Genomic DNA, 19,973 nt, shown 5'->3' on the forward strand with positions numbered 1-19,973 from the left:
GCCGCCCGAAGAACACCTTCGACAACTCCCGCGCGTCCCGCGGCGCCACCTTGGAGGGATCGGCGATCTCCGGAACGTCCACCGCCCCCTCCACCTGCTCCACCTGCACGGTCGTCGTCATCATGTGCCCCTCCCAGTCCCTGTCCATCAGCCGCGTCGCAGGTGCGTCTGCCCCGCGAACGCCCGTCTACCCCCGGCCTCCCTCACCATTCCTCCGAATTTTCGTGAGCCGGCTCACGTGCCCGGCCGCGCCGGACCGGGCCCCGCGCCCCGGGTGCCAGGCGGTTCCGCGCGCCCGGCGGTTAGGGTCGTGACCGGTCATGGTCGTCGAGGAGGGGGCTTCAGAGGATGAACGCAACAGTCACGGCCGTCAGCAGCAACGGCGTGTACTCGTTCACCAAGCCGAACCGGGACAGCATCACCCTGCTCGCCGGGCTCGGCGTGGAGGGCGACGTGCACGCCGGGGTGACCGTCAAGCACCGGTCGCGGATCGCGCAGGACCCCACCCGGCCGAACCTGCGCCAGGTCCACCTCCTCCACGAGGAGCTCTTCGCCGAGGTCGGTGCGGCGGGTTTCACCGTGGCACCCGGTGACCTCGGCGAGAACATCACCACCCGCGGCATCGATCTGCTCGGCCTGCCGACCGGCACGCTGCTGCGCATCGGCGGGGCGGTGCTGGAGGTGACCGGACTGCGCAACCCCTGCCTGCAGATAGACCGCTTCCAGGAGGGGCTGCTCAAGCAGGTCGTCGGACGCGACGAAACCGGGACCCTCGTGCGCAGGGCCGGCGTCATGAGCGTCGTGAAGGAGGGCGGCGTGGTGCGGCCGGGCGACGTGATCACGGCGGAACTCCCCACCGGGCCGCACCGGCCCCTGGAGCGGGTCTGACCGGGCGCCCCCACGACGGCGGACGGTGACGCACCCCGTCGCACGACATCGGCCGGACACGGCGGCCGGACGCGACGGCCGGACACGGTGGCCGGCGGACACGGTGGCCGGGCCCCGGCCGCGGCCACCGCGTCCGGCCGGGTGGGCGGGAGCGGCGGACGAGTGGCGGACCGATCGCCGTCCGTTTCACCCGATAAGATCGAATTCATGATCAGATCGGTACGACCCCGGCGCCGCCACCGTCCCTCAGGCGGACAGCGGCGGGCCGTACTGCTGTCCCCGGTCCTCGTCACGGTCCTGATCACCGCCCTGGCGTTCTCCACCCCACGGGAGATCGCCTTCAGCCGCCTCCTGCCCGCGGCACCCGCCCTCGCGGCCGCGGTGTGGCCGGTGCTCCCGACGGTCCTGCTGGGGATGTCGTGCCTCCTGATCATGATCGGCATCAGCTTCGTCCACTCCGATCTGGGGACGCCGTACACGGTCGCCGCGATCGCCGCCGTCACCCTGGCCGCCGCCTACGCGAGCCATCTGCGGCTCCGGCGGGAGGAGACGCTCTTCCAGGTCCGGCTCGTCGCCGACGCGGCGCAGAAGGTGCTGCTGCGTCCGCTGCCGCACCGCCTCCACGACGTCGAGATCGAGTCGCTGTACCGGGCGGCCCAGGAACAGGCCCGGATCGGGGGCGACTTCTACGAGGTCGCCGACACTCCGTACGGGGTCCGGCTGCTCATCGGCGACGTACGCGGCAAGGGCCTGTCGGCGGTGGGGGCGGCCGCGGCGGCGATCAACTGCTTCAGGGAGAACGCGCACGACCAGCCCGACCTGAGGGGTCTCGTCCGCCGCATGCAGATCACCATGACCCGCTACAGCGCCGCGATCCCCGCCGCCGACGCGCCGGAGCACTTCGCCACCGCCCTGATCGCCGAGATCCCGGACGGTGGCGAGCACGTCAGTATCCTCAACTGCGGCCATCCGCCACCGGTGTTCGTACGCGACGGGCGGATCGACGTCCTGGAGCCCACCAGCCCCTCCACTCCCCTCAATCTCTCGGAGCTCCTCGGCGACCACTACCACGTCGACACCGCGGCCTTCTCCCCCGGCGACCGGATGCTGCTCTACACCGACGGCGTCTCGGAGACCCGTGACCGCACCGGCGAGTTCTTCCCGCTGCCGGACTGGGTCCGCCGGCACGGCGCGGCCCCGCCCCGCGAGCTGCTGGACACGCTCCACGCGGACCTGCTCCGTTACGGCGGCGGCAGACTCGACGACGACGTCGCGGCCCTCGCCGTACGCCGCCGGCCGCCCGCCCCGGTCCGCGCCCGCTGACGCGCGCTCCGGGCCCAAAGCGCCCGGCCGGGCCGTCGCCCCGCGCGGGATCCGGCCGCCGGCGGCGCCGCCGCGCAGGGGCCTCCCGGGTGGGGCGCGAGCGCAGGGGAACCCCCGATGACGGCCGAAGTGATTGACGCGCGGGGAGCCACGCCCTACCTTCTGACCGGCTTCCCGAACCACGTTCGACATGTCGACCGGATCTCTGCTCCGCTCCGCCCGCCGTCCTCCCCCCTCCCCCCCTGCATCGTCCTGAGGGCCCCGCACACCCCTTGGAGAACGCATGAACTCCCCTCCCCGCCCCTCCCGGCGTCATGTCCTCGGCATGGCCGCCGCGACGCCCCTCGCCGTGACCGGCGCGCTGACCCTCGGCGCCGACTCCGCCCACGCGGCCGACTCGGCGTACGTCATGACCTACTTCACCGAGTCGACCACCCTGGGCGAGGGCACCGACTACGGCCTGCATCTCGCCGTCAGCACGGACGGCCTGAACTGGACCCCGCTCAACCAGAACAACCCGGTGGCCGTCCCCACCCAGGGCGCGCTCGGCCTGCGCGACCCGTTCGTCCTGCGCAAGCAGGACGGCACCTTCGTGGTCCTCGCCACCGACCTGAAGGGCACGGACTGGAACTACGTCAGCCAGTACATCCACGTCTGGCACTCCACCGACCTGCGCACCTTCACCGGCTACCACCGGCTGAAGCTGCACGACATGAACACCCACTCCTGGGCGCCCGAGGCCTTCTGGGACGCGGGCCGGGGCCAGTACGCGGTCATCTACTCCGCGGTGAACTCCAGCGGCCACAACGTCATCATGGTCAACTACACGACCGACTTCCTCACCGCCTCCGCCCCGCAGGTCTTCTTCGACCCCGGCTACGACGTGATCGACGGTGACATGGCCGTCGGTGTGAACGGGGTCAACTACCTGTATTTCAAGAAGAACCAGACGCTCGTCGGAGCACGCTCCGCCTCCCTCGCCCCGGGCAGTTTCACGGAGTTCACCAGCGGCGTCGCCCACGGCGGCACCGAGGCCCCGACCCTCGTGAAGTCCCTGACGTCGAACACCTGGTTCCTGTGGGGCGACACCTACACCCCCAACGGGGTGTTCTACGCCTGGCGGTCCACCGACCTCGCGTCGGGCACCTGGACGGCGCTCGACCAGAGGACCTACACCCAGCCGCTCAACTCCAAGCACTGCGGGATCGCGCCGATCACGACGGCTCAGTACGACAACCTCGTCGCCAGGTGGGGCGCCCCCACCTGGAACCGCCTCAAGTCCTACAACCACCCGGCCCGTTACGTCCGCCACGCCAACTACGTGGGCCGCATCGACGAGTACCCCGTCGACCCGCCCACCGACTCCCAGTGGAGGCTCGTCCCCGGCCTCGCCGACAGCGCGGGGGTCTCCTTCCAGTCGGTCAGCCACCCGACCCGCTACCTGCGCCACTACGACTACCAGCTCCGGCTGGACGTCCCCGACGGCACGTCGGCGTTCGCGGCGGACGCCACGTTCCACCGCACGGCGGGCCTGGCGGACGCGAGTTGGTCGTCGTTCCGGTCGTACAACTATCCGACCCGGTACCTCCGCCACGCGAACTACGTGCTGCGCGTCGACGTGCCCGCCACGGCCACGGACCGGCAGGACGCGACCTTCCGGGTCGGTCACTGAGCCGCGGGGACACCCGCGCACGCCCGTCCCCGGCCGGTGCCGGGGACGGGCGTGTCGAGCACGGTCCGCTTCACGAGCGAGCGGCCGTCGACGGCCGGGGCGCGGTCGCGCGACGCGTCAGGACGCCACGAAGCGGGCGATCTGGCCGAGCACGCCCGTGTCCGCGAGGAACCCGATGTGGTTCTGGCAGAGGACGTTGTTGTTGGTCGCGCCGTCCAGCCGGGTGCTGGTGTACGGCAGGATGACGCCGTCGCACGCCGAGTACCACGTGGCGTACCTGGTGGCGCCCGGTGTCTCGTCGCCCGAGGTGATCTGGGAGATGAACGAGGAGCCCGGGTACATCTGCTGGCAGGTCGTGTAGATCAGGCAGGCGCCGGCGAACGTGGTGCCGTGGTTGGCGCCGGCGATCGAGGCGAGGTGACTGACGCTGGTGTTGCCGCCCAGCACCTTCAGGTAGTACTGGCTGACCAGGCCGCCCATCGAGTGGTTGACGATCGCGACCTTGCCCGCTCCGGTCCGCGCCTTCACGTTGTTCACGAAGGCGGCGAGGCCCTGGGCGTTGGTGATGTTGTTGCCGTAGGAGTTGTACTCGTAGGCGAAGAGGTCGGAGGAGGCCCAGCCGTTGAGCCGGAAGACGCTCATGGCGGTGACCCAGTTGGAGGCGTCGCCGGTGTATCCGTGCACGAAGACGACGGGCGTGCCGGTCGACAGCGCTCCGGCGGCCGCGTCCGACGACCGCGCCGCGGAGGCGGTGCGGGCCGCCGTGGTCGCGGAATCGGCCGCGCCGGCCGTCGACGCCGAGGAGAACAGGGTGAGTGCGGCCGTGGCGGCGGCGAGAACGCCGAGGAGCCGGCGTGGGGAACGACGACGCATGAGGGTCTCCTGACAGGGATGTGGGGTTGCGGGTGCCTGACCCGACCAGAGTCACGGGGCACGACGCGGGCGCCATCGGCCGAATCACCAGTGACCCGGTGGGCGCCGTCGAGGTCGTCGGCCGACGGTGCGGCCCCGCGTGACGACGGCGGTTCCGGCGTCACCGGCATCACCGTCGTCACCTCGCCGCGGGCTTCGCCCCACGGCGACCGGCCCGTCCGCACGGCACGGCACCGCACCGCCCCGGACATCCCTGTCGTCGAGCCGGCACTCCGCGGTCCGTCCCGGCGGCCTCTGACGGACCGTCCCGGCAGGACCTGACGGCTTGCCGGTTCGCCCCCGACGGAACCGTCCCGGCAGAATCCGACGGATCGTCCGCTTGATTTCTGACGGGTCGTCAGAAGAGTCTCGGCGGACCGGATCGCGGCGGCCCCGGTGGCACGTGCACCGCCGGGGCCGCCGCGGGGACCGGTGCGGCGCGCGTGCGCGGACGGCTCACACGGCGGAGTCCAGGCGTGCGCGCTGCTCGACGGTCAGCTCGCACGACACCCCCGCGAACGCCTCGTCCAGTTGCCCGGTGGTGCTGACGCCGACGACCGGTGTGGCGGCCGGGTTCCCGCCGGCCAGCCACGCCAGCACCACCCGGTTGCGGTCCGTGCCGGTCTCGGCGGCGACCTCGTCGAGCACCGCGAGCCGGCGGACGGTGCCCGGGTGGTCGTACTCCGCCGGCAGCGGCCTGTCCGCGCGGGTGTAACGGCCGCCCAGCAGCGGCGTGTACGCCCACAACGACATGTCCGGATGGTGCTCGAGGTGGTGGAGCACCTCGTCGGTGGCCGCGCCGAACCGGTGCACCACGCCGGGCCGGGTCCCGGGGCGCGGTCGCAGGTAGGTGTGGTGCAGCTGCACCGCGGTGAAGCCGGTGCCGCCGTGCGCCCGCGCCAGCTGCCGCGCCCGCTCGACCTGCCACACGGGGTGGTTGGAGCAGCCGAGCCGGCCGACCGTGCCGGCCGCCACCAGCTCGTCGAAGGCGGCGACCGTCTCCTCCAGCGGGGTGGCCGGATCGGGCATGTGCGCCCAGTACAGGTCGACGTGGTCCGTGCCCAGCCTGCGGAGACTGCCCTCGATCCCCTTCCTCACGGCCCCGGCCGACAGGCCCTCGGCCGCCTCCGGGAAACCTCCGGCCACGGTCGGCTCGCAGCCCACCTTGGTGCTGATCCTGACGCGGTCGCGGACACCGGGGCGGCTCGCCAGCCAGCGTCCGATCAGCGTCTCGCTCTGTCCGCCGAAGCCGCTCGGGTGGTCCCAGAACGCGTAGCAGTTCGCGGTGTCGATCCAGACGCCACCGGCGTCCACGAAACGGTCCAGGAGCGCGAACGACCGCCGCTCGTCGTGGACCGTGCCGAACAGCATGGCCCCGAGGGCCAGTTTCTCCGTCATGCCCCTCACGCTAGGCCGCTTCGGACCGGCGGTACGCTCCAATGTCGTGCCTGTTCCCCGGACCAATTCCGCGTGGGCGACGCTGCTCGAGCCCGGTCCCGCGAAGGGCGGGCCGCGCCGCCTGCACGACCGCCTGGCGCACGCCCTGCGCACCGCGATCCGGGACGGCCGGCTGGCCGAGGGGGCGGCCGTGCCACCGAGCCGGGCGCTCGCCGAGGAACTCGGCTGCTCCCGCTGGGTGGTGACGGAGGCGTACGGGATGCTCGTCGCGGAGGGCTACCTCCGCGCCCGGGTGGGTTCGGCCACGCGCGTCTCGTGGACACCGGACGCCGTGCCGCCGGTGCCCCTGGTGCCGCACGCGCCGGCGTCGCCGCCGGTCCGGTACGACCTCGCGCCCGGCCTGCCCGACCTGCGGGCCTTTCCCCGGCGCCGCTGGGCGGAGGCGGTCCGGGCGGTCACCGGCTCGGCCGTCCACTACGACCTCGGCCTGCCCGACCCGGCCGGGCACCCGGTGCTGCGCACCACCCTCGCGCAGTACCTGCGGCGCTCGCGGGGCGCCGACACCCGCGCCGCGTCCGTGTCCGTGTGCGCGGGCGCCACCGACGCCCTGTTCCGCGTCTGCCGGGCGCTGCGCGCCGGGGGGATCGTGGACCTGGCGGTGGAGGAGCCGGGGTGGGGGCGGCTGCGGGACGCCGCGACGAGCGCCGGCCTGCGCGTGCACCCCGTGCCGATGGACGGCGACGGCCTGCGCGTCGACGACCTCGCCCGCTCCCCGGCCCGGGCCGTCGTCGTCGGCGCGGCGCACCAGTTCCCCACCGGCACGGTGCTGTCCCCGGCGCGCCGGGCCCGTCTGGTGCGCTGGGCCCGCGAGGCGGACGGATTCGTCGTCGAGGACGACTACGACGCCGAGTTCCGCTACGACCGCTCCCCGGTCGCCGTGGTGCAGGGCATGGACCCCGGACGGGTCTTCCTGCTGGGCTCGGTCAGCAAGACGCTGTCGCCGGCCCTCGGCCTGGGCTGGCTGCTCGCACCCGCCGCGGCGGTCCCGCGGCTCCGTTCGGCGAACCCCGTCGCCGCCGCGCCACCGGTGCTGGACCAGCTCGCGCTCGCCACCTTCGTCGACCGCGGCTGGTACGACGCCCACCTGCGCGCGGCGCGGCGCCGTTTCCGGGCCCGTCGCGACCTCCTGGTCCGCACGCTCGCCGCCCGGGTGCCGCAGGGCCGCGTCGCCGGCACCGCCGCGGGGCTGCACGTCCTGCTGCACCTGCCGGACGGCACCGACACCCGCGCCGCGGTCCGGGCGGCGGCCGCGGCCGGACTGCGCCTGGCGGACCTCGGCGACTACCACCACGCGGACCCCCCGGTGCGGCCGGCGCTCGTCCTCGGGTACGGCAACATCACCGACACGGAGATCCCGCCGGCCGTCGACCTCCTGGGCGAGACCCTGCGCGCGGCACCGCGGTCCCGTCCCGCCCCGCCCGCGCCCCCGGCGTCCCGGCGGGGCCCGCCGCCGCCGTCTCCCCCACCGCCGGACGACGGCGCGGCGTCGGTATCGTGACGCGCGTCCCGGCCGTACGGCCGTCCCGCCGCCGACGTCAGGATCGACGTGACCGAGACCCGCACACCCGCCCCGCCCCGTCCCCTGCTGCTGGCCGACGGCCGGGACGCCGCCTCGGCCTGGACCCTCGATCCCGGGATGCGGCACCTCAACCACGGCTCGTTCGGGGCGGTCCCGCGCGTGGCGCAGGAGCGGCAGAGCGCGCTGCGGGACGAGATGGAACGGGCCCCGGTCGTCTGGTTCCCGCGGCTGCCCGGCCGGATCGCCGCCGCCCGGACGGCGCTCGCCGGCCATCTCCGGGTCCCCGCGCGGGACCTGGCGGTCGTGCCCAACGCGAGCGCCGGCGCGAGCGTCGTGTACGCGGCCCTCACCGCGCGGCCGGGCGGCGACGTCGTGGTCACCGACCACGGCTACGGCGCCGTCACCATGGGCGCCGCCCGGCTCGCCCGGCGCTGGGGCGGACGGGTGCGCACCGCCCGCGTCCCGCTCGACGCCGACGCGGGGCGGGCGTGCGCGGCGGTGCTGTCCGAGGTGGACGAGCGGGTCGCGCTCATCGTCGTGGACCAGATCACCTCGGCCACGGCACGGCTGCTGCCGGTCGGCCCCGTCGGCGAGGAGGCGGCCCGGCGCGGCATCCCGCTGCTCGTGGACGGCGCGCACGCCCCCGGTCTCCTCGCCGCGCCCCTGGAGGGCCTGGTCTGCGACGCCTGGGTCGGCAACCTGCACAAGTGGGGGTGCGCGCCGCGGGGGACCGCCGCGCTCGTGGCCCGCGGTCCGCTGCGCGGGGAACTGCGCCCGCTGATCGACTCCTGGAGCGCGGACGAGCCCTTCCCGGACCGTTTCGACCAGCAGGGCACGCTCGACGCGACCGGCTGCCTCGCGGCTCCGGCGGCACTGGACCTCATCGAGCGCACCTGGGGCTGGGACGCCGCCCGCGGGTACATGGACGAGCTGGCGGAGTACGGCGCCCGGGTGGTGGCGGACGCGTTCGGGGCGTCGGGGGGCCCGGCGGGACCGGTCGACGTCGGGATGCCCGTCCCGGGGATGCGCCTGGTCCGGCTGCCCGAGGGCCTGGGAACCAGCCGGATCGAGGCCGACGCCCTGCGCGACCGGGCGGCCGTGGAGCTGGGCGTCGAGGCCGCCTTCACCAGTTTCGGGGGGACCGGTTACCTGCGCCTGTCCGCCCACGTCTACAACACGCCGGACGACTACGAGTACTTCGCCGACGCCTGCGTGCCCGTCGTCGTGAAGTGGGCGCAGGAGGCCCGCGACCGGTGCTGACCCCCCGCCGCCGGACGGGCGGCGCGCGGGGCCGGCGGGTTCCGGTCGGCCGGGGCCGCACCCTGTCGTCCGGACGTGCCGGAGCGCCCGGCGCCGGTCGTGTGCGCGCGGCACGGGCTTCTCGGTGACCGGGATCGGCCGGTTCCTCGTGACGCCGCCGTCCGAGGCGGATCCGCGCACCCGCGGGGCGGCCGGGCCCGCCGCCCCGACGAGCGGATCGGCCGGCTCACGCGGCCGCTCGCCGGCCTGCGGCACGCGGCCGTCGGCGACCACGAGCCGGCCGTCGACCGCCCCGGCCTCGGGCGGGCCGTCGGCGACGTGTCCCCGCCGGGGTGGTCAGCGGGCGCCCCCGGCGTTCCGCTCCGGGGCCGCCCGATCGTCCCGGGCGCCGTCCCGGCCGCCGTCGCGGCTGACCGAGACCCGTCCCCCCGTGCCGGTCTCGGGCTTCAGCTCGACCTGTACCTGATGGGTCGTCTGGCGGTCGACCGAGCCGCCGAGTTCGGCCGTCACGACACCGATGCGCACTCCGCCGCGGCCCGTTCCGGAGTGGTGGACCTGCACGGTGAACGTCAGGCTCACCTTCTCCACGGTGAACCCCAGGTCCCGCCCCTGCGCCTCGTCGCGGGCCCGCTCCAGTTCGCCCCGGATCTGGCGGATCACCTCGGTCAGTCCCACGAATCCCGGCTCGTCCGTCAACTTGCCACCCCCGCAAGCTCGTTGAACTCGTGTCGCCCCAGTATGCGACAGGACCGAGCACTCGTATAGTCGTGGTATGGGGGGCGACGGGGGTGTCGATGACGGTACGTCACTGGAGACGCCCGGCTGGGCGGTACGCGTCCGGGGGGCGGACGGGAGGATCGCGGGCGCGGGCATCCTGCTGAGCCCGGACCGGGTCCTCACCTGCGCGCACGTGGTCGAGGACAGGAGCGCGCGGTACACCGCGGAGTTCGTCGGAGCGGCGCCCGGCCGCGCCGTGCCCTCGGTGACGGCGTGGGTCGACGGGGACGCCTACGTGCCGAACACCCTGGACGCCGACGGGGATCCCAGCGGTGACGTGGCGCTGCTGCGGCTGGAGCGCCCTGGGCCCGCCGACGGGACGACCCTGCTGTACCGGCTCTCCGCACCCGACCGCGCGGTGCAGATGTACGGCTTCCCCCACGACCACAACGGCGGCATCTGGTTCCGGGCCACCATCGTCGGCGGTTGCGGCCGCGACGGGCAGGTCCAGCTCAGTCCGACCAGCCCCGGCGAGTTCGCCAGTCCGGGGTGCAGCGGCTCGGGCGTGATGGACACCGCGACCGGAAAGGTCATCGGGATGCTCCTCAGCGGGATCGGCGACCGCCACGGGAACCGGTTCTCCTTCATGAGCCCGGCCGAGACCATCGTCCGGCACCTCCCCCGGACCGCCCGCTGGACCCGGGGAAGGACGGCCGTCGACGACCGGCTCAGGTCCACGCGCGAGGACGCGGCGGAGGCCCTGCTCGACGAACCGTTCGCCCAGCGCCTCGCCGACTGGCTCCAGAACGACGGACAGCAGGTGAAGATCAGTCTCGTACCGGCCGGCGACGCGGCACGGGCCGCCACCCTGCGCCGCGCCATCACCCTGGCCGACCGGGAGCTGCGCACCGCGGCCTCCGTGAGCCGGGCCTCCCTCGACCCGCCCGGCACCGTCCCGTCGGCCGGCGGCCACGACCTGGCGGTGGACGCGGCGGGGCTCACCGCGGCCCGGATCGGGGAGCGGATCGCGGAGCGCATGGGGCTCTGGCAGCATCCCGCCGAGCCGCCGGCCGAACGCATCCGCGCCGCGGACGTCACCCTCACCCTGGTCGTCGTCGGGGTCGACGAGGCCGTCGACCCGCCGGCCCTCCTGGACCTCCTGGAGACGCTGCGCGCCAAGGGCAGCCGTCTGCTGCTGGTCTTCCGCACCGCCGACGCGACCTACCACCGGGCCCGGCGCGAACTGGTCGTCGAACCCGAACGGGAACGCCGTGCGCGCCTGGTCGAACGGCTGGAACAGATCACCGGCCCCCTGGCACGGACCCTGCGCCGGCGCCTGGCGGCCGTACGGAGCGAGGACGTCGGGCCCGCCGACGCGGACCTGGTGGGAGCGCATGCCGCGCTGGCGGCGCTCAGGCGCGCCCAGGACGGTGACGCCGGGCCGCACCGGGACCTGGCCCGGTACGAGCGGCTCGCCGACCGGGTGGCCGCGCGGATGACCACGGCCATCGGCGTCCTCGACCGGCTCCGCGAGCGGCGGGCGGAACTGGACGGCAGGCTGCGCGGCTACCACGTCCTGCACCTGGACTCCGTGCGGGGCGAGGAGGAGGACCTGGCCCTGGACGCCCTCCGGCTCCACGCGCACGAGCTGCTGCAGACCAGGCCGTGCGACGTGCGGGCCGCCGAGGCCGCCGTGGCGGCCTACACCCGCCGCGTCGACGGCAAAGCCTCCCGCGGACCGGGCCCGGGACCGGGACGAGGAGGTGCCTCCGCGTCATGACATCCCCACCGGCGCCGTGCCCGAGACCCGACTGCGCGGGCGGCGTCATCATGGTGACCGGCTTCTGCGACACCTGCCACCGCCGGTCGCCCGGCACCGCCCGAGCGACCCCGGCACGGCCCGCCGCCCCCGAGGCGCCCGCGCGCCGGCCGGCCGGTCCGGCCGCCGACGCGCTCGACAACGACGGCCTGCTGCTCCTGCCGTACGTCCCCTCCCCCGAGCCGTCCGAGGCCGCGCCCGTCACCGCCAGGCCGCCCACCGGGGGCCGGCGCTGCGGCGTCGACAACTGCGCCGGCACCATCGGTGTCGCCTACGCCGGCGGTCCCGCCCTCACCCGCGGCTACTGCCCCCAGTGCGGACGGGAGTACTCCTTCGAACCGAGGCTGAGGCCCGGCGACCGGGTCGGCGGCCACTACCGGGTGCTCGGCTACCTCGACGTGGGCGGCATCGGCTGGGTCCACCTGGCGGAGGACACCAGGGTGCCGGACCTGCACGTCGTCCTCAAGGGGCTGATCAACACCGGCGACGCCGTCGCCCGGCGGTCGGCCGTCGAGGAGCGCCGCTCGCTCACCACGCTCCACCACCGGGACATCGTGCGCATCGTGACGTACGTGCAGCACCAGGAGCCCGGCGGGACGGAGCCCACCGGCTACATCGTGATGGAGTACGTCGGCGGCCGCTCGCTCGACTGGATCCGGCGCGCCTCCGAGGAGGAACTGGCACGCCTGTTCGGCGGCTCCTTCGGCATCGGCCACGTCATCACCTACGGCTGCAAGATCCTCGGCGCCCTGGAGTACCTGCACGCCCAGGGGCTGCTGTACTGCGACATGAAGCCCGACAACGTCATCCACTACGGGCGCGACATCAAGGTCATCGACCTCGGCGCCATCCGGCGCACCGACGACCGCACCTCCAGCCTCGTCTACACCTCGGGGTACGCGCCGCCGAAGCCGGAACGCGACGAGCGCGGCTTCCACGTCGACACCGACCTGTACACCGTCGGCAGGACGCTGGAGACCCTCGCCGCCCGCGCCGAGCCGGCCGCCGGGCTGGCCGCCCGTTCGTTCGACGCGCTGATCAGGCGCGCCACCCACGCCGAGTGGGCGGCCCGGTTCGGCTCCGCCGCCGAGATGTCCCGCCAGTTGTGGGAGGTGCTGCGCGAGCACCAGGCGCTCAGCGGGCACGAGCCGTACCCGGAACGCTCCACCCGGTTCGAGCCGACGGCGGCGGTCTTCGGCGCGGTGCTCGGCACGGTCCCCGCGCCGGCCCACTGGACCGGGCGCTCCGGCCCCGGGGTGCCGGAGCTGCCGGTCGGCCCGCCGGATCCCGCGGACACCGCGCGGGCCCTGCCCGTGCCGATCCCCGACCCGCACGACGCGGCCGCGGTGCTGCTCGGCGGTCTCGTGTCCGGCAGCCCGGAGCGCATCGCGGAACGGGCCGGACGGGACCCGGCGCTCGACACGGTGGAGACCTCCCTGTGGCTGTGCCGCGCCTATCTCGACGCCGGGGACCCGGGCCGGGCGGGACGGTGGCTCGACCGGGCCGACCGGCAGAGCGGCGCCTACGACTGGCGGATCTACTGGCACCGGGGGCTGCTGTTGCTGACGCTCGGTCAGGTCCAGCGAGCGGAGGGCGAGTTCGCGGCCGTCTACGCCTCGCTGCCCGGCGAGTCGGCACCGAAACTGGCCCTCGGTTTCTGCGCGGAGCACCTCTCGGCGGCGGAACACCAGACCGAGGCCTACTACGAGGCCGTGTGGCGGCGGGACCGCACGCAGGGCAGCGCGGCGTTCGGGCTCGCCCGGCTCCATCTGCGCCGCGGGGACCGGACCCGGGCCGTCGCGGTCCTCGACGAGGTCCCGACCACCTCACGCCACTACGACGCCGCGCGCGTCGCCGCAGTCCGGGTGCTCACCGGCCGGCTGGCGGCCTCGGGGCCCACCGTCGCCGAGTTGGGCGAGGCGGACCGGCGGCTGGCCCGGCTCCAGGAACACCTGTCCGGCAGCGGGACGTGGGACCGGCTGGTCGCCGAGGTCCGCGGCAACGCCGTCGCCTGCCGGCCGCCCGACGGCTGGGGTCCCCGCTTCCCGGCCGGTGACCGGTTCGGTCCGCAGGACACGCCGCGGGCCCTGAGCGCGCTGTTCTCCCGCTCGCTGAAGAGGCTCGCGGACCAGGCGGGGGACGCCGCCGAGCGCGGCGACCTGCTCGACCGGGCGTACGCGGTCCTGCCGCGGGCCGTCGGCCTGCGGGAGCTGCTGCGCGGATGGCGGCGGACGCCGTGACGGGGCGGTGGCGTGCCGCGAGGGCGGCGTCGTCCGCCCGGCGGACCGGGGACACGCCCCGCGGGGGAGGCACTTGCACGACGCGCACCGGGCCCGCGGGCGGCACGCCGGCGGGCCGGACCGGGCCGACGGGCCGCCGACGAGGGCGAGGAGCACCGACACCGTGAACACAGGGGCATCCGCGAACGGGGAACCGGCCGGCGCGGGGACGGACGACACGGCCGCGACCGACGCCGGCACGCACGGCGCGGGGACGGGCGGCGCGGGGGTGGCGGGGAGCGCCTCGGCCGGCCTCGACATCAGCCAGTGGAAGTACCTGTCCGGCCGGGCGGGCGAACCGCAGATGCACGCCATCGTGACCGTGCGGGCGGACGGCACCGGCGGCGGCGCCGCGGGTCCCGTGCTGGCACAGGTGCTGGTCGTGGACTGCTCCAGTTCGATGGCCTATCCGCAGGAGAAGCTGCGCGCGGCCCACCAGGCCGCCGTGGCGGCGCTGCGGCTGCTCCCCGACGGCACCCCCTTCGCCGTGGTCCGGGGCACCCAGTCGGCGAGCATGGTGTATCCGGCGGCACCGGGCATGGCCCGGGCGGACGCCCGGCACCGTGCGGAGGCGGAACGGGCCGTGCACCGCCTGGTCGCGGGCGGCGGCACCTGCATCGGCAGCTGGCTCGACCTGGCGCGCCGGCTGCTGACGGAGACCGACGCGCCCATCGGGCACGTCCTGCTGCTGACCGACGGCAAGAACCAGCACGACGACCTGATGCCGCTGGCGGACGTCCTGGAGGCCTGCGCGGGACGCTTCGTGTGCGACGCCTGGGGCATCGGCGACGGCTGGGACGGCCGGGAACTGCTGCGCATCACCAGCCGTCTGCACGGCCGGACCTCCTCCGTGCGGGAGGAGGCGACGCTCGCGCGCGAGTACGAACAGCTGATGCACCGGCTGCTCGCCAAGAGCGTTCCCGAACTGGTGATCTCGGTGACCCCCATGGCCGGGGCGGGGGTGCGCTACCTCAAGCAGGTCTTCCCCACCGAGGTGGAACTCGCCCCCGTCGGCACGGACGACGACGGGACGCGACGGTTCGTCACCCGGGCGTGGGGCGACGAGACCCGCCGCTACCAGCTGTGCCTGTCCGCCGACCCCACCGGGCGGCCCCGCGGGGAGGACCTCCAGCTCGCGGTGGTCTCCCTCGACGTACCCGGCGGCGGGGTGGAGCTCACGCCGCCCCGGCCGTGCCTGGTGCACTGGACCGACGACGCGGCGCTGTCCGGGCACAGCGACGTCCACGTCGAGCACTTCGAGCAGCACCAGCGGCTCGGCGAGGCCGTCGCGGCCGCCACCGACGCCCACCGCGCCGGTGAGCGCGACGCGGCACAGCATCATCTGGGCAGGGCCGTGCGGCTCGCCCACGCCATCGGCGCCGACCAGTCGCTCGGCCGGCTGGAGCGGCTCGTGGAGATCGACGACCCCGCGGCGGGGCGGGTCCGGCTGCGTCCCGGCGTGGCGGCCGTCGACTTCGAGCACCTGATCACCGCCAGCAGTCACAGCACGTACGGCCCCGCGTCGGACACCGCCGACCCGGTGCTCGCCGGCGGTCCGGGGCCGACGACGCTGCGGTGCCCGGCCTGCGAGGGGGAGGTGCCGGCCGCGGCGCGCTTCTGCCCCCGGTGCGGGCACGGACTCCGGGGGCGGCCGTGAGCACCACCGGACGGGACCTGGTCCGCAGGCTCCGGCTGCTGCTGGTCCTCGGGGCCGTCACCACCGTCGCCCTGTTCGCCGCCTACCGGGGCGTGCACGACGACACGGTGCCGCTGGCGTCGTCGAGCACGCCGGGGATCCTGGCCGTGGACACCGCGAGGACCGCGCTGCAGCGCGCGCACGCGGCCGTCGAGGGGGGCGGGGTGGCGGGTGACACGACGGGCGAGTTCCACACGCAGCTGTCGGTCGCCCATCAGAGCATCGCCGTCGCGGCCGCGGAGAACGTCACCGGCCCGGCGGACCGGCACACCCTGCAGACCGTCACCGGGCTGATCACCGTCTACTCGGCCTGGGTGGAACGCGCCGGCAAGGAGCCGGACGCGTCGCTGCGCCGGGCCTACCTGCACTACGCCGGACAGGGCCGCGACGACATCGTCGACCGCCTCGACGAGCTGCGCGCCGAACAGGTGCGGGTCGCCCGGCGGCAGGCTTCCTTCCCCTGGCCGCTGTGGCTGGGCTGGGGCGCGGTCCTGGTGCTGTGCCTCGCCCTGTGCGCGGCGCTGGTGGAGGCGCAGCGCTTCGCGCGGCTCCGCTTCCGCAGCGCGGTGCACCCGCCCCTGCTCGCCGCCACGGTGCTGTGCGCGAGCGGGGTGGCGGTCCTGGGCTGGTTCACCGTACGGGCGCACGCGGCGATGCGCGACTCCCTCGCGGAGCTGCGCACGGCCCGGTCCGCGGACGCGATCCCCGAGACCGGTGCGGACGTGGGGCGGCACATGGCGGACGCGGGTCTGTGGGCGTCCCTGTCCGAATGGATCCTCGTGGGAGGGGCGTTGCTGATGGCGCTGATATGGGTGGGGCTGTGGCCGCGCATCGCCGAGTACCGGTTCAGGGCCCCGCGATGAGACGCCCGCGGCCCCGTACGCTCGGCGTCGTCTGCGTCTGTCTGGCCCTGCTCGCGGCCGGGGTGGTCGCCGGGGTGCGGTGGGCGCGCGGTTGGACGGGCTCGGTGACCGTGCTCGCCAACTGGAGCGGTGACGAGAAGGACCAGTTCGAGCGGGCCATGCGGCGGTTCGAGGAGGAGTACCGCATCGACGTCGTCTACCAGGGCAGCTCCGCGCTGAGCCAGGTGCTGGCCGCCGACCTGGCGGCCGGGACCCAGCCCGACGTGGTCGTGCTGCCGGGTCCGGGCGAGCTGATGGCCTACGCGGCCGAGGGCCGGCTGGCACCGCTGGACGGCCTGTTCGAGGCCGGCGCCTACGACCGCGTGTGGATGCCGAAGGTGGCGGGCGGGGACGGCCGGGAACGCACCTACTGGCTGCCGGTCAAGACCGGTCTGAAGAGCATGGTCTGGCACGCGGGCGGCCTGTCGGCGGACCGCGTCTCCCGGCTCGCCGCCGACCCCGGCGGCTGGTGCCTCGCCATGGGGTCCGGCGCGACCTCCGGCTGGCCGGGCACCGACTGGGTGGAGGACGTCCTGCTCCAGCAGTCCGGCCCCCGGGTCTACGAGCGGTGGGCGACCGGCGGCATCGCGTGGACGGACCCCCGGGTGCGCAGGGCCTGGCGGACGTGGGGCGACATGGTGGGCGCGGGCGACAGGAGCCGTGTCGACCGGGTGCTCCAGGACGACTTCGGCCGGGACTGCCCGCGGCAACGCCTGGAGCACCAGGGGTCGTTCCGGGACGCCCACTGGAAGCGCGTCGCGGGCGACTTCGTCCACTCCGCCGAGGTGATCCCCGGCGCGGAAGGCGGTTCTGACCGGTGGGAGGTCTCCGGCGACCTCGCGGCCCTGCTGAACGCGACCGACGAGGCCCGGCAGCTGATCCGCTTCCTGGCCGACCCCGGCACCGGGCTGCCGGACTTCTCGGCCAACAGGAAGGCCGCGGCTCCGGACGGCCGGCGGGATCCCCTGAAACGGAAGGTCGGTTCGATCCTGCGCGGCTCCGAGCGCCATCTGTGCTGGGACGCCTCCGACACCATGCCCCCCGCCCTGCGCGACGCCTTCCACCAGGCGGTCCTGCGCTTCCTCGTCGCGCCCGACCGGCTGGACGAGCAGCTGCGGGCCCTGCAGGCGCTGAGCGGCGGACCGCGCCCGGCACTGCCGGTGTGCGGCACCGGCCCCACGACGGCCTGACGGCGCTGTGGCACGATTTCCCCTCGACCACACCGTTCTGGGGGACATCATGCGCACTCGCGCCTCGGTCATCGTCGCCGCGGGGCTCCTCGCGCTCACGGCCTGCTCGTCCGGCAAGGACGACGGCGCGTCCGCGAGCGACTCCGGTCCGGCCGACGCCGAGCAGACCGTCGCCGTTCCGCGGGAGCACGAGGGGGACGACCTGGAGGCCGCCGCGGCCGTCTACACCTCGGCCTACTTCGCGGGCGACACCGACACCGCGTACGGCATGCTCTCCGCGCGCTGCCGCGAGAAGATCGGCGCGGACGCGTACGCCGCCGTCGTGCGGCGGGCGAAGGCCGACCACGGGCCGGACCACCCGGCGACCGACGTACGGGCCGAGGTGTCCGGCGAGCTCGGCCGCGTCAGCTACAAGGTCCAGGGCCTGCCCGAGTTCGACCAGCGGGAGCAGCCGTGGGCACTGGAGGACGGCGGCTGGAAGTACGACGCCTGCTGACCTCCCGGCGCGCGGGCGCCCCCTCGTCGCGGCTCGGGGAACGTCACCGCCCGCGGGGCGGCCGCGGCCGCCCCGGCCGGTCCTCCCGGCGACGGGCCCCGGCCCTCTCGGCCCCGGCACATCGCCGAAACCCGTCGGCGGCGGGCCGGGGCCACCGGACGGCCCGGCCCCGCGGCCGGGGACGGCCGGGGACGGCCGAGGCCCGGGTCGGTCGCCGTACGGGGCCTGCCCGCCGGGAGGAGCCGGGCTCCACGGGGAGGACGGGACCGCCTCCGGGACTCGGCGGCCGGGGCCCGGCGGGCGTCGCGGTGCGGCGTCCGCCGGGCGGGGGATCAGGCGCCGGGGAGCACGCCGGTGCGGGCGACCTCGGAGTACCAGCGGGCACTGGCCTTGGGGATGCGCGTGCCGGTCGGGTAGTCGACGTAGACGGCGCCGAAACGCTTGCTGTAGCCGTATCCCCACTCGAAGTTGTCGAGCAGCGACCAGAGGAAGTAGCCGCGCACGTCCGCGCCGTCCGCGATGGCCTGGTGGACGGCGGCCAGGTGGCCGCGCAGGTAGGAGATGCGGGCGGGGTCGTTGACGTCGCCGGAGGGGTCGGCGTAGTCGTCGAACGCGGCACCGTTCTCGGTGATGACCAGCGGCAGTCCGGGGAAGTCCGAGGCCAGTCGGCCCAGCAGTTCGTGCAGGCCGCTCGGGTCGACGGCCCAGCCCATGGCGGTGGTCTCGCCCGGGGGCTGGTGGAAGGCGACGTCGTCGGCGGCCGGCCACGGGCTGTGGGAACTCCGGCCGTGCCCGTCCGAGGTGTGGGTGCCGCTGCCGTCCGCCCGGGAGACCACGGTGGGCGTGTAGTAGTTGACGCCGAGGAAGTCCAGCGGCTGGTGGATCCGCCCCAGGTCGCCGTCGTGGACGAAGGACCAGTCGGTCAGCGGCGCGGTGTCCTTGAGGAGGTCCTCCGGGTAGGCGCCCCGCAGCATCGGTCCGGTGAAGACCCGGTTGGCCAGCGCGTCGATGCGGCGGACGGCGTCGGCGTCGGCGTCGTCGCCGGTGAGCGGACGGAGGTGGTGGAGGTTGAGCGTGACCGAGCACCGGGCGTCGGCGGGGATGCGGTCGCGCAGTGCCTGGACGGCCAGGCCGTGGGCCAGGTTGAGGTGGTGGGCGGCGCGCAGCGCGTCGACCGGGTCGGTGCGGCCGGGGGCGTGCACGCCGGAGCCGTAGCCGAGGAAGGCGCTGCACCAGGGTTCGTTGAGGGTGGTCCAGGTCTTCACCCGGTCCCCGAGCGCGTCGGCGGCCAGGGCCGCGTACTCGGCGAACCGCTCGGCGGTGGCGCGCTCCGGCCAGCCGCCGGCGTCCTCCAGCTCCTGCGGCAGGTCCCAGTGGTAGAGGGTGGCGACGGGCTGGATGCCCTTGTCCAGCAGCTCGTCGACGAGCCGCCGGTAGAAGTCCAGGCCCTTCTGCGCGGCGGGACCGCGGCCGGTGGGCTGGATCCGGGGCCAGGCGAGGGAGAAGCGGTAGGCGCCGATGCCGAGGTCGGCCATCAGCGCGACGTCCTCGCGCCAGCGGTGGTAGTGGTCGGTGGCGATGTCACCGGTGTCGCCGTTGCGGACCCGGCCCGGGGTACGGGCGTAGGTGTCCCAGATGGACGGCGTGCGGCCGTCCTCCGCGGCGGCCCCCTCGATCTGGTAGGAGGCGGTCGCTGAACCCCAGAGGAATCCCTCGGGGAAGGTGCGGGGGGTCTCCGGACCGGGAGCGGGGTGCTGGTGTGCTGCGGTGACCACGTGGGTCCTTTCCGGGTGGGTGAGTGGGTGAGTGGGTGGGCGGGTGTGCCGGTGAGGGGCGGGTGCG

At 74.9% G+C, this 19,973-nt stretch carries 15 protein-coding genes; 11 read left to right on the forward strand and 4 right to left on the reverse strand.

Translation table 11 applies throughout. The features are described from left to right. The first annotated feature begins 348 nt into the window (after window positions 1-348). From ACZ5FU_RS19300 to ACZ5FU_RS19310, 3 genes are all read left to right on the forward strand, one after another. Window positions 349-888 carry an MOSC domain-containing protein gene (locus ACZ5FU_RS19300; protein WP_451531300.1) on the forward strand — a complete coding sequence of 180 codons (540 nt, stop codon included), beginning with the start codon at window positions 349-351 and terminating at the stop codon, window positions 886-888. 207 nt (window positions 889-1,095) lie between these two features. Next, window positions 1,096-2,211 (forward strand): PP2C family protein-serine/threonine phosphatase, encoded by a 1,116-nt coding sequence (locus tag ACZ5FU_RS19305; RefSeq protein ID WP_451531299.1) that lies wholly within the window; start codon window positions 1,096-1,098, stop codon window positions 2,209-2,211. A gap of 283 nt (window positions 2,212-2,494) precedes the next feature. Beyond that, window positions 2,495-3,883 (forward strand): glycoside hydrolase family 43 protein, encoded by a 1,389-nt coding sequence (locus tag ACZ5FU_RS19310; RefSeq protein ID WP_469045605.1) that lies wholly within the window; start codon window positions 2,495-2,497, stop codon window positions 3,881-3,883. Window positions 3,884-4,000: 117 nt separating this feature from the next. Here ACZ5FU_RS19310 and ACZ5FU_RS19315 read toward each other — a convergent pair whose 3' ends face one another. Next, entirely contained in the window at window positions 4,001-4,756 is a 756-nt protein-coding gene (locus ACZ5FU_RS19315; protein ID WP_451531297.1) for an esterase/lipase family protein, read from the reverse strand. A gap of 495 nt (window positions 4,757-5,251) precedes the next feature. After that, window positions 5,252-6,193, reverse strand: a complete 942-nt coding sequence (locus ACZ5FU_RS19320) for an aldo/keto reductase (protein WP_451531296.1) — start codon at window positions 6,191-6,193, stop codon at window positions 5,252-5,254. 46 nt (window positions 6,194-6,239) lie between these two features. Between ACZ5FU_RS19320 and pdxR the strand changes: the two genes are divergently transcribed. Continuing rightward, window positions 6,240-7,751 (forward strand): MocR-like pyridoxine biosynthesis transcription factor PdxR, encoded by a 1,512-nt coding sequence (pdxR, locus tag ACZ5FU_RS19325; protein WP_451531295.1) that lies wholly within the window; start codon window positions 6,240-6,242, stop codon window positions 7,749-7,751. 48 nt (window positions 7,752-7,799) lie between these two features. Continuing rightward, on the forward strand, window positions 7,800-9,032 hold the full coding sequence (locus tag ACZ5FU_RS19330; RefSeq protein WP_469045606.1) for an aminotransferase class V-fold PLP-dependent enzyme: 1,233 nt from the start codon (window positions 7,800-7,802) through the stop codon (window positions 9,030-9,032). 336 nt (window positions 9,033-9,368) lie between these two features. Here the strand turns inward: ACZ5FU_RS19330 and ACZ5FU_RS19335 are convergent, their stop codons facing one another. Next, complete coding sequence (locus tag ACZ5FU_RS19335) at window positions 9,369-9,728, reverse strand: trypco2 family protein (protein WP_451778663.1); 360 nt, start codon at window positions 9,726-9,728, stop codon at window positions 9,369-9,371. Window positions 9,729-9,804: 76 nt separating this feature from the next. Between ACZ5FU_RS19335 and ACZ5FU_RS19340 the strand changes: the two genes are divergently transcribed. The 6 genes from ACZ5FU_RS19340 to ACZ5FU_RS19365 all read left to right on the forward strand — a co-directional run bounded on the left by ACZ5FU_RS19340 (window position 9,805) and on the right by ACZ5FU_RS19365 (window position 18,131). Further along, window positions 9,805-11,529 (forward strand): trypsin-like serine peptidase, encoded by a 1,725-nt coding sequence (locus ACZ5FU_RS19340; RefSeq protein ID WP_451778666.1) that lies wholly within the window; start codon window positions 9,805-9,807, stop codon window positions 11,527-11,529. After that, window positions 11,526-13,808 carry a tetratricopeptide repeat protein gene (locus tag ACZ5FU_RS19345; RefSeq protein WP_469045608.1) on the forward strand — a complete coding sequence of 761 codons (2,283 nt, stop codon included), beginning with the start codon at window positions 11,526-11,528 and terminating at the stop codon, window positions 13,806-13,808. Before ACZ5FU_RS19340 ends, ACZ5FU_RS19345 begins: the two co-directional genes overlap by 4 nt. Window positions 13,809-13,971: 163 nt before the next feature. Further along, a complete protein-coding gene (locus ACZ5FU_RS19350) occupies window positions 13,972-15,504 on the forward strand; it encodes a VWA domain-containing protein (RefSeq protein ID WP_469045609.1) in 1,533 nt (510 codons plus the stop codon). Next, entirely contained in the window at window positions 15,501-16,406 is a 906-nt protein-coding gene (locus tag ACZ5FU_RS19355) for a hypothetical protein (RefSeq protein WP_469045611.1), read from the forward strand. Before ACZ5FU_RS19350 ends, ACZ5FU_RS19355 begins: the two co-directional genes overlap by 4 nt. Continuing rightward, entirely contained in the window at window positions 16,403-17,635 is a 1,233-nt protein-coding gene (locus ACZ5FU_RS19360) for an ABC transporter substrate-binding protein (RefSeq protein ID WP_451778678.1), read from the forward strand. Before ACZ5FU_RS19355 ends, ACZ5FU_RS19360 begins: the two co-directional genes overlap by 4 nt. Before the next feature lie 49 nt (window positions 17,636-17,684). After that, window positions 17,685-18,131, forward strand: coding sequence for a hypothetical protein (locus ACZ5FU_RS19365; RefSeq protein WP_451531287.1), 447 nt, complete (start codon window positions 17,685-17,687; stop codon window positions 18,129-18,131). Window positions 18,132-18,463: 332 nt separating this feature from the next. Here the strand turns inward: ACZ5FU_RS19365 and ACZ5FU_RS19370 are convergent, their stop codons facing one another. After that, a complete protein-coding gene (locus tag ACZ5FU_RS19370; protein WP_451530268.1) occupies window positions 18,464-19,906 on the reverse strand; it encodes a GH1 family beta-glucosidase in 1,443 nt (480 codons plus the stop codon). Window positions 19,907-19,973: the final 67 nt, after the last annotated feature.

Source organism: Streptomyces sp. NPDC031554 (genome assembly GCF_055580685.1).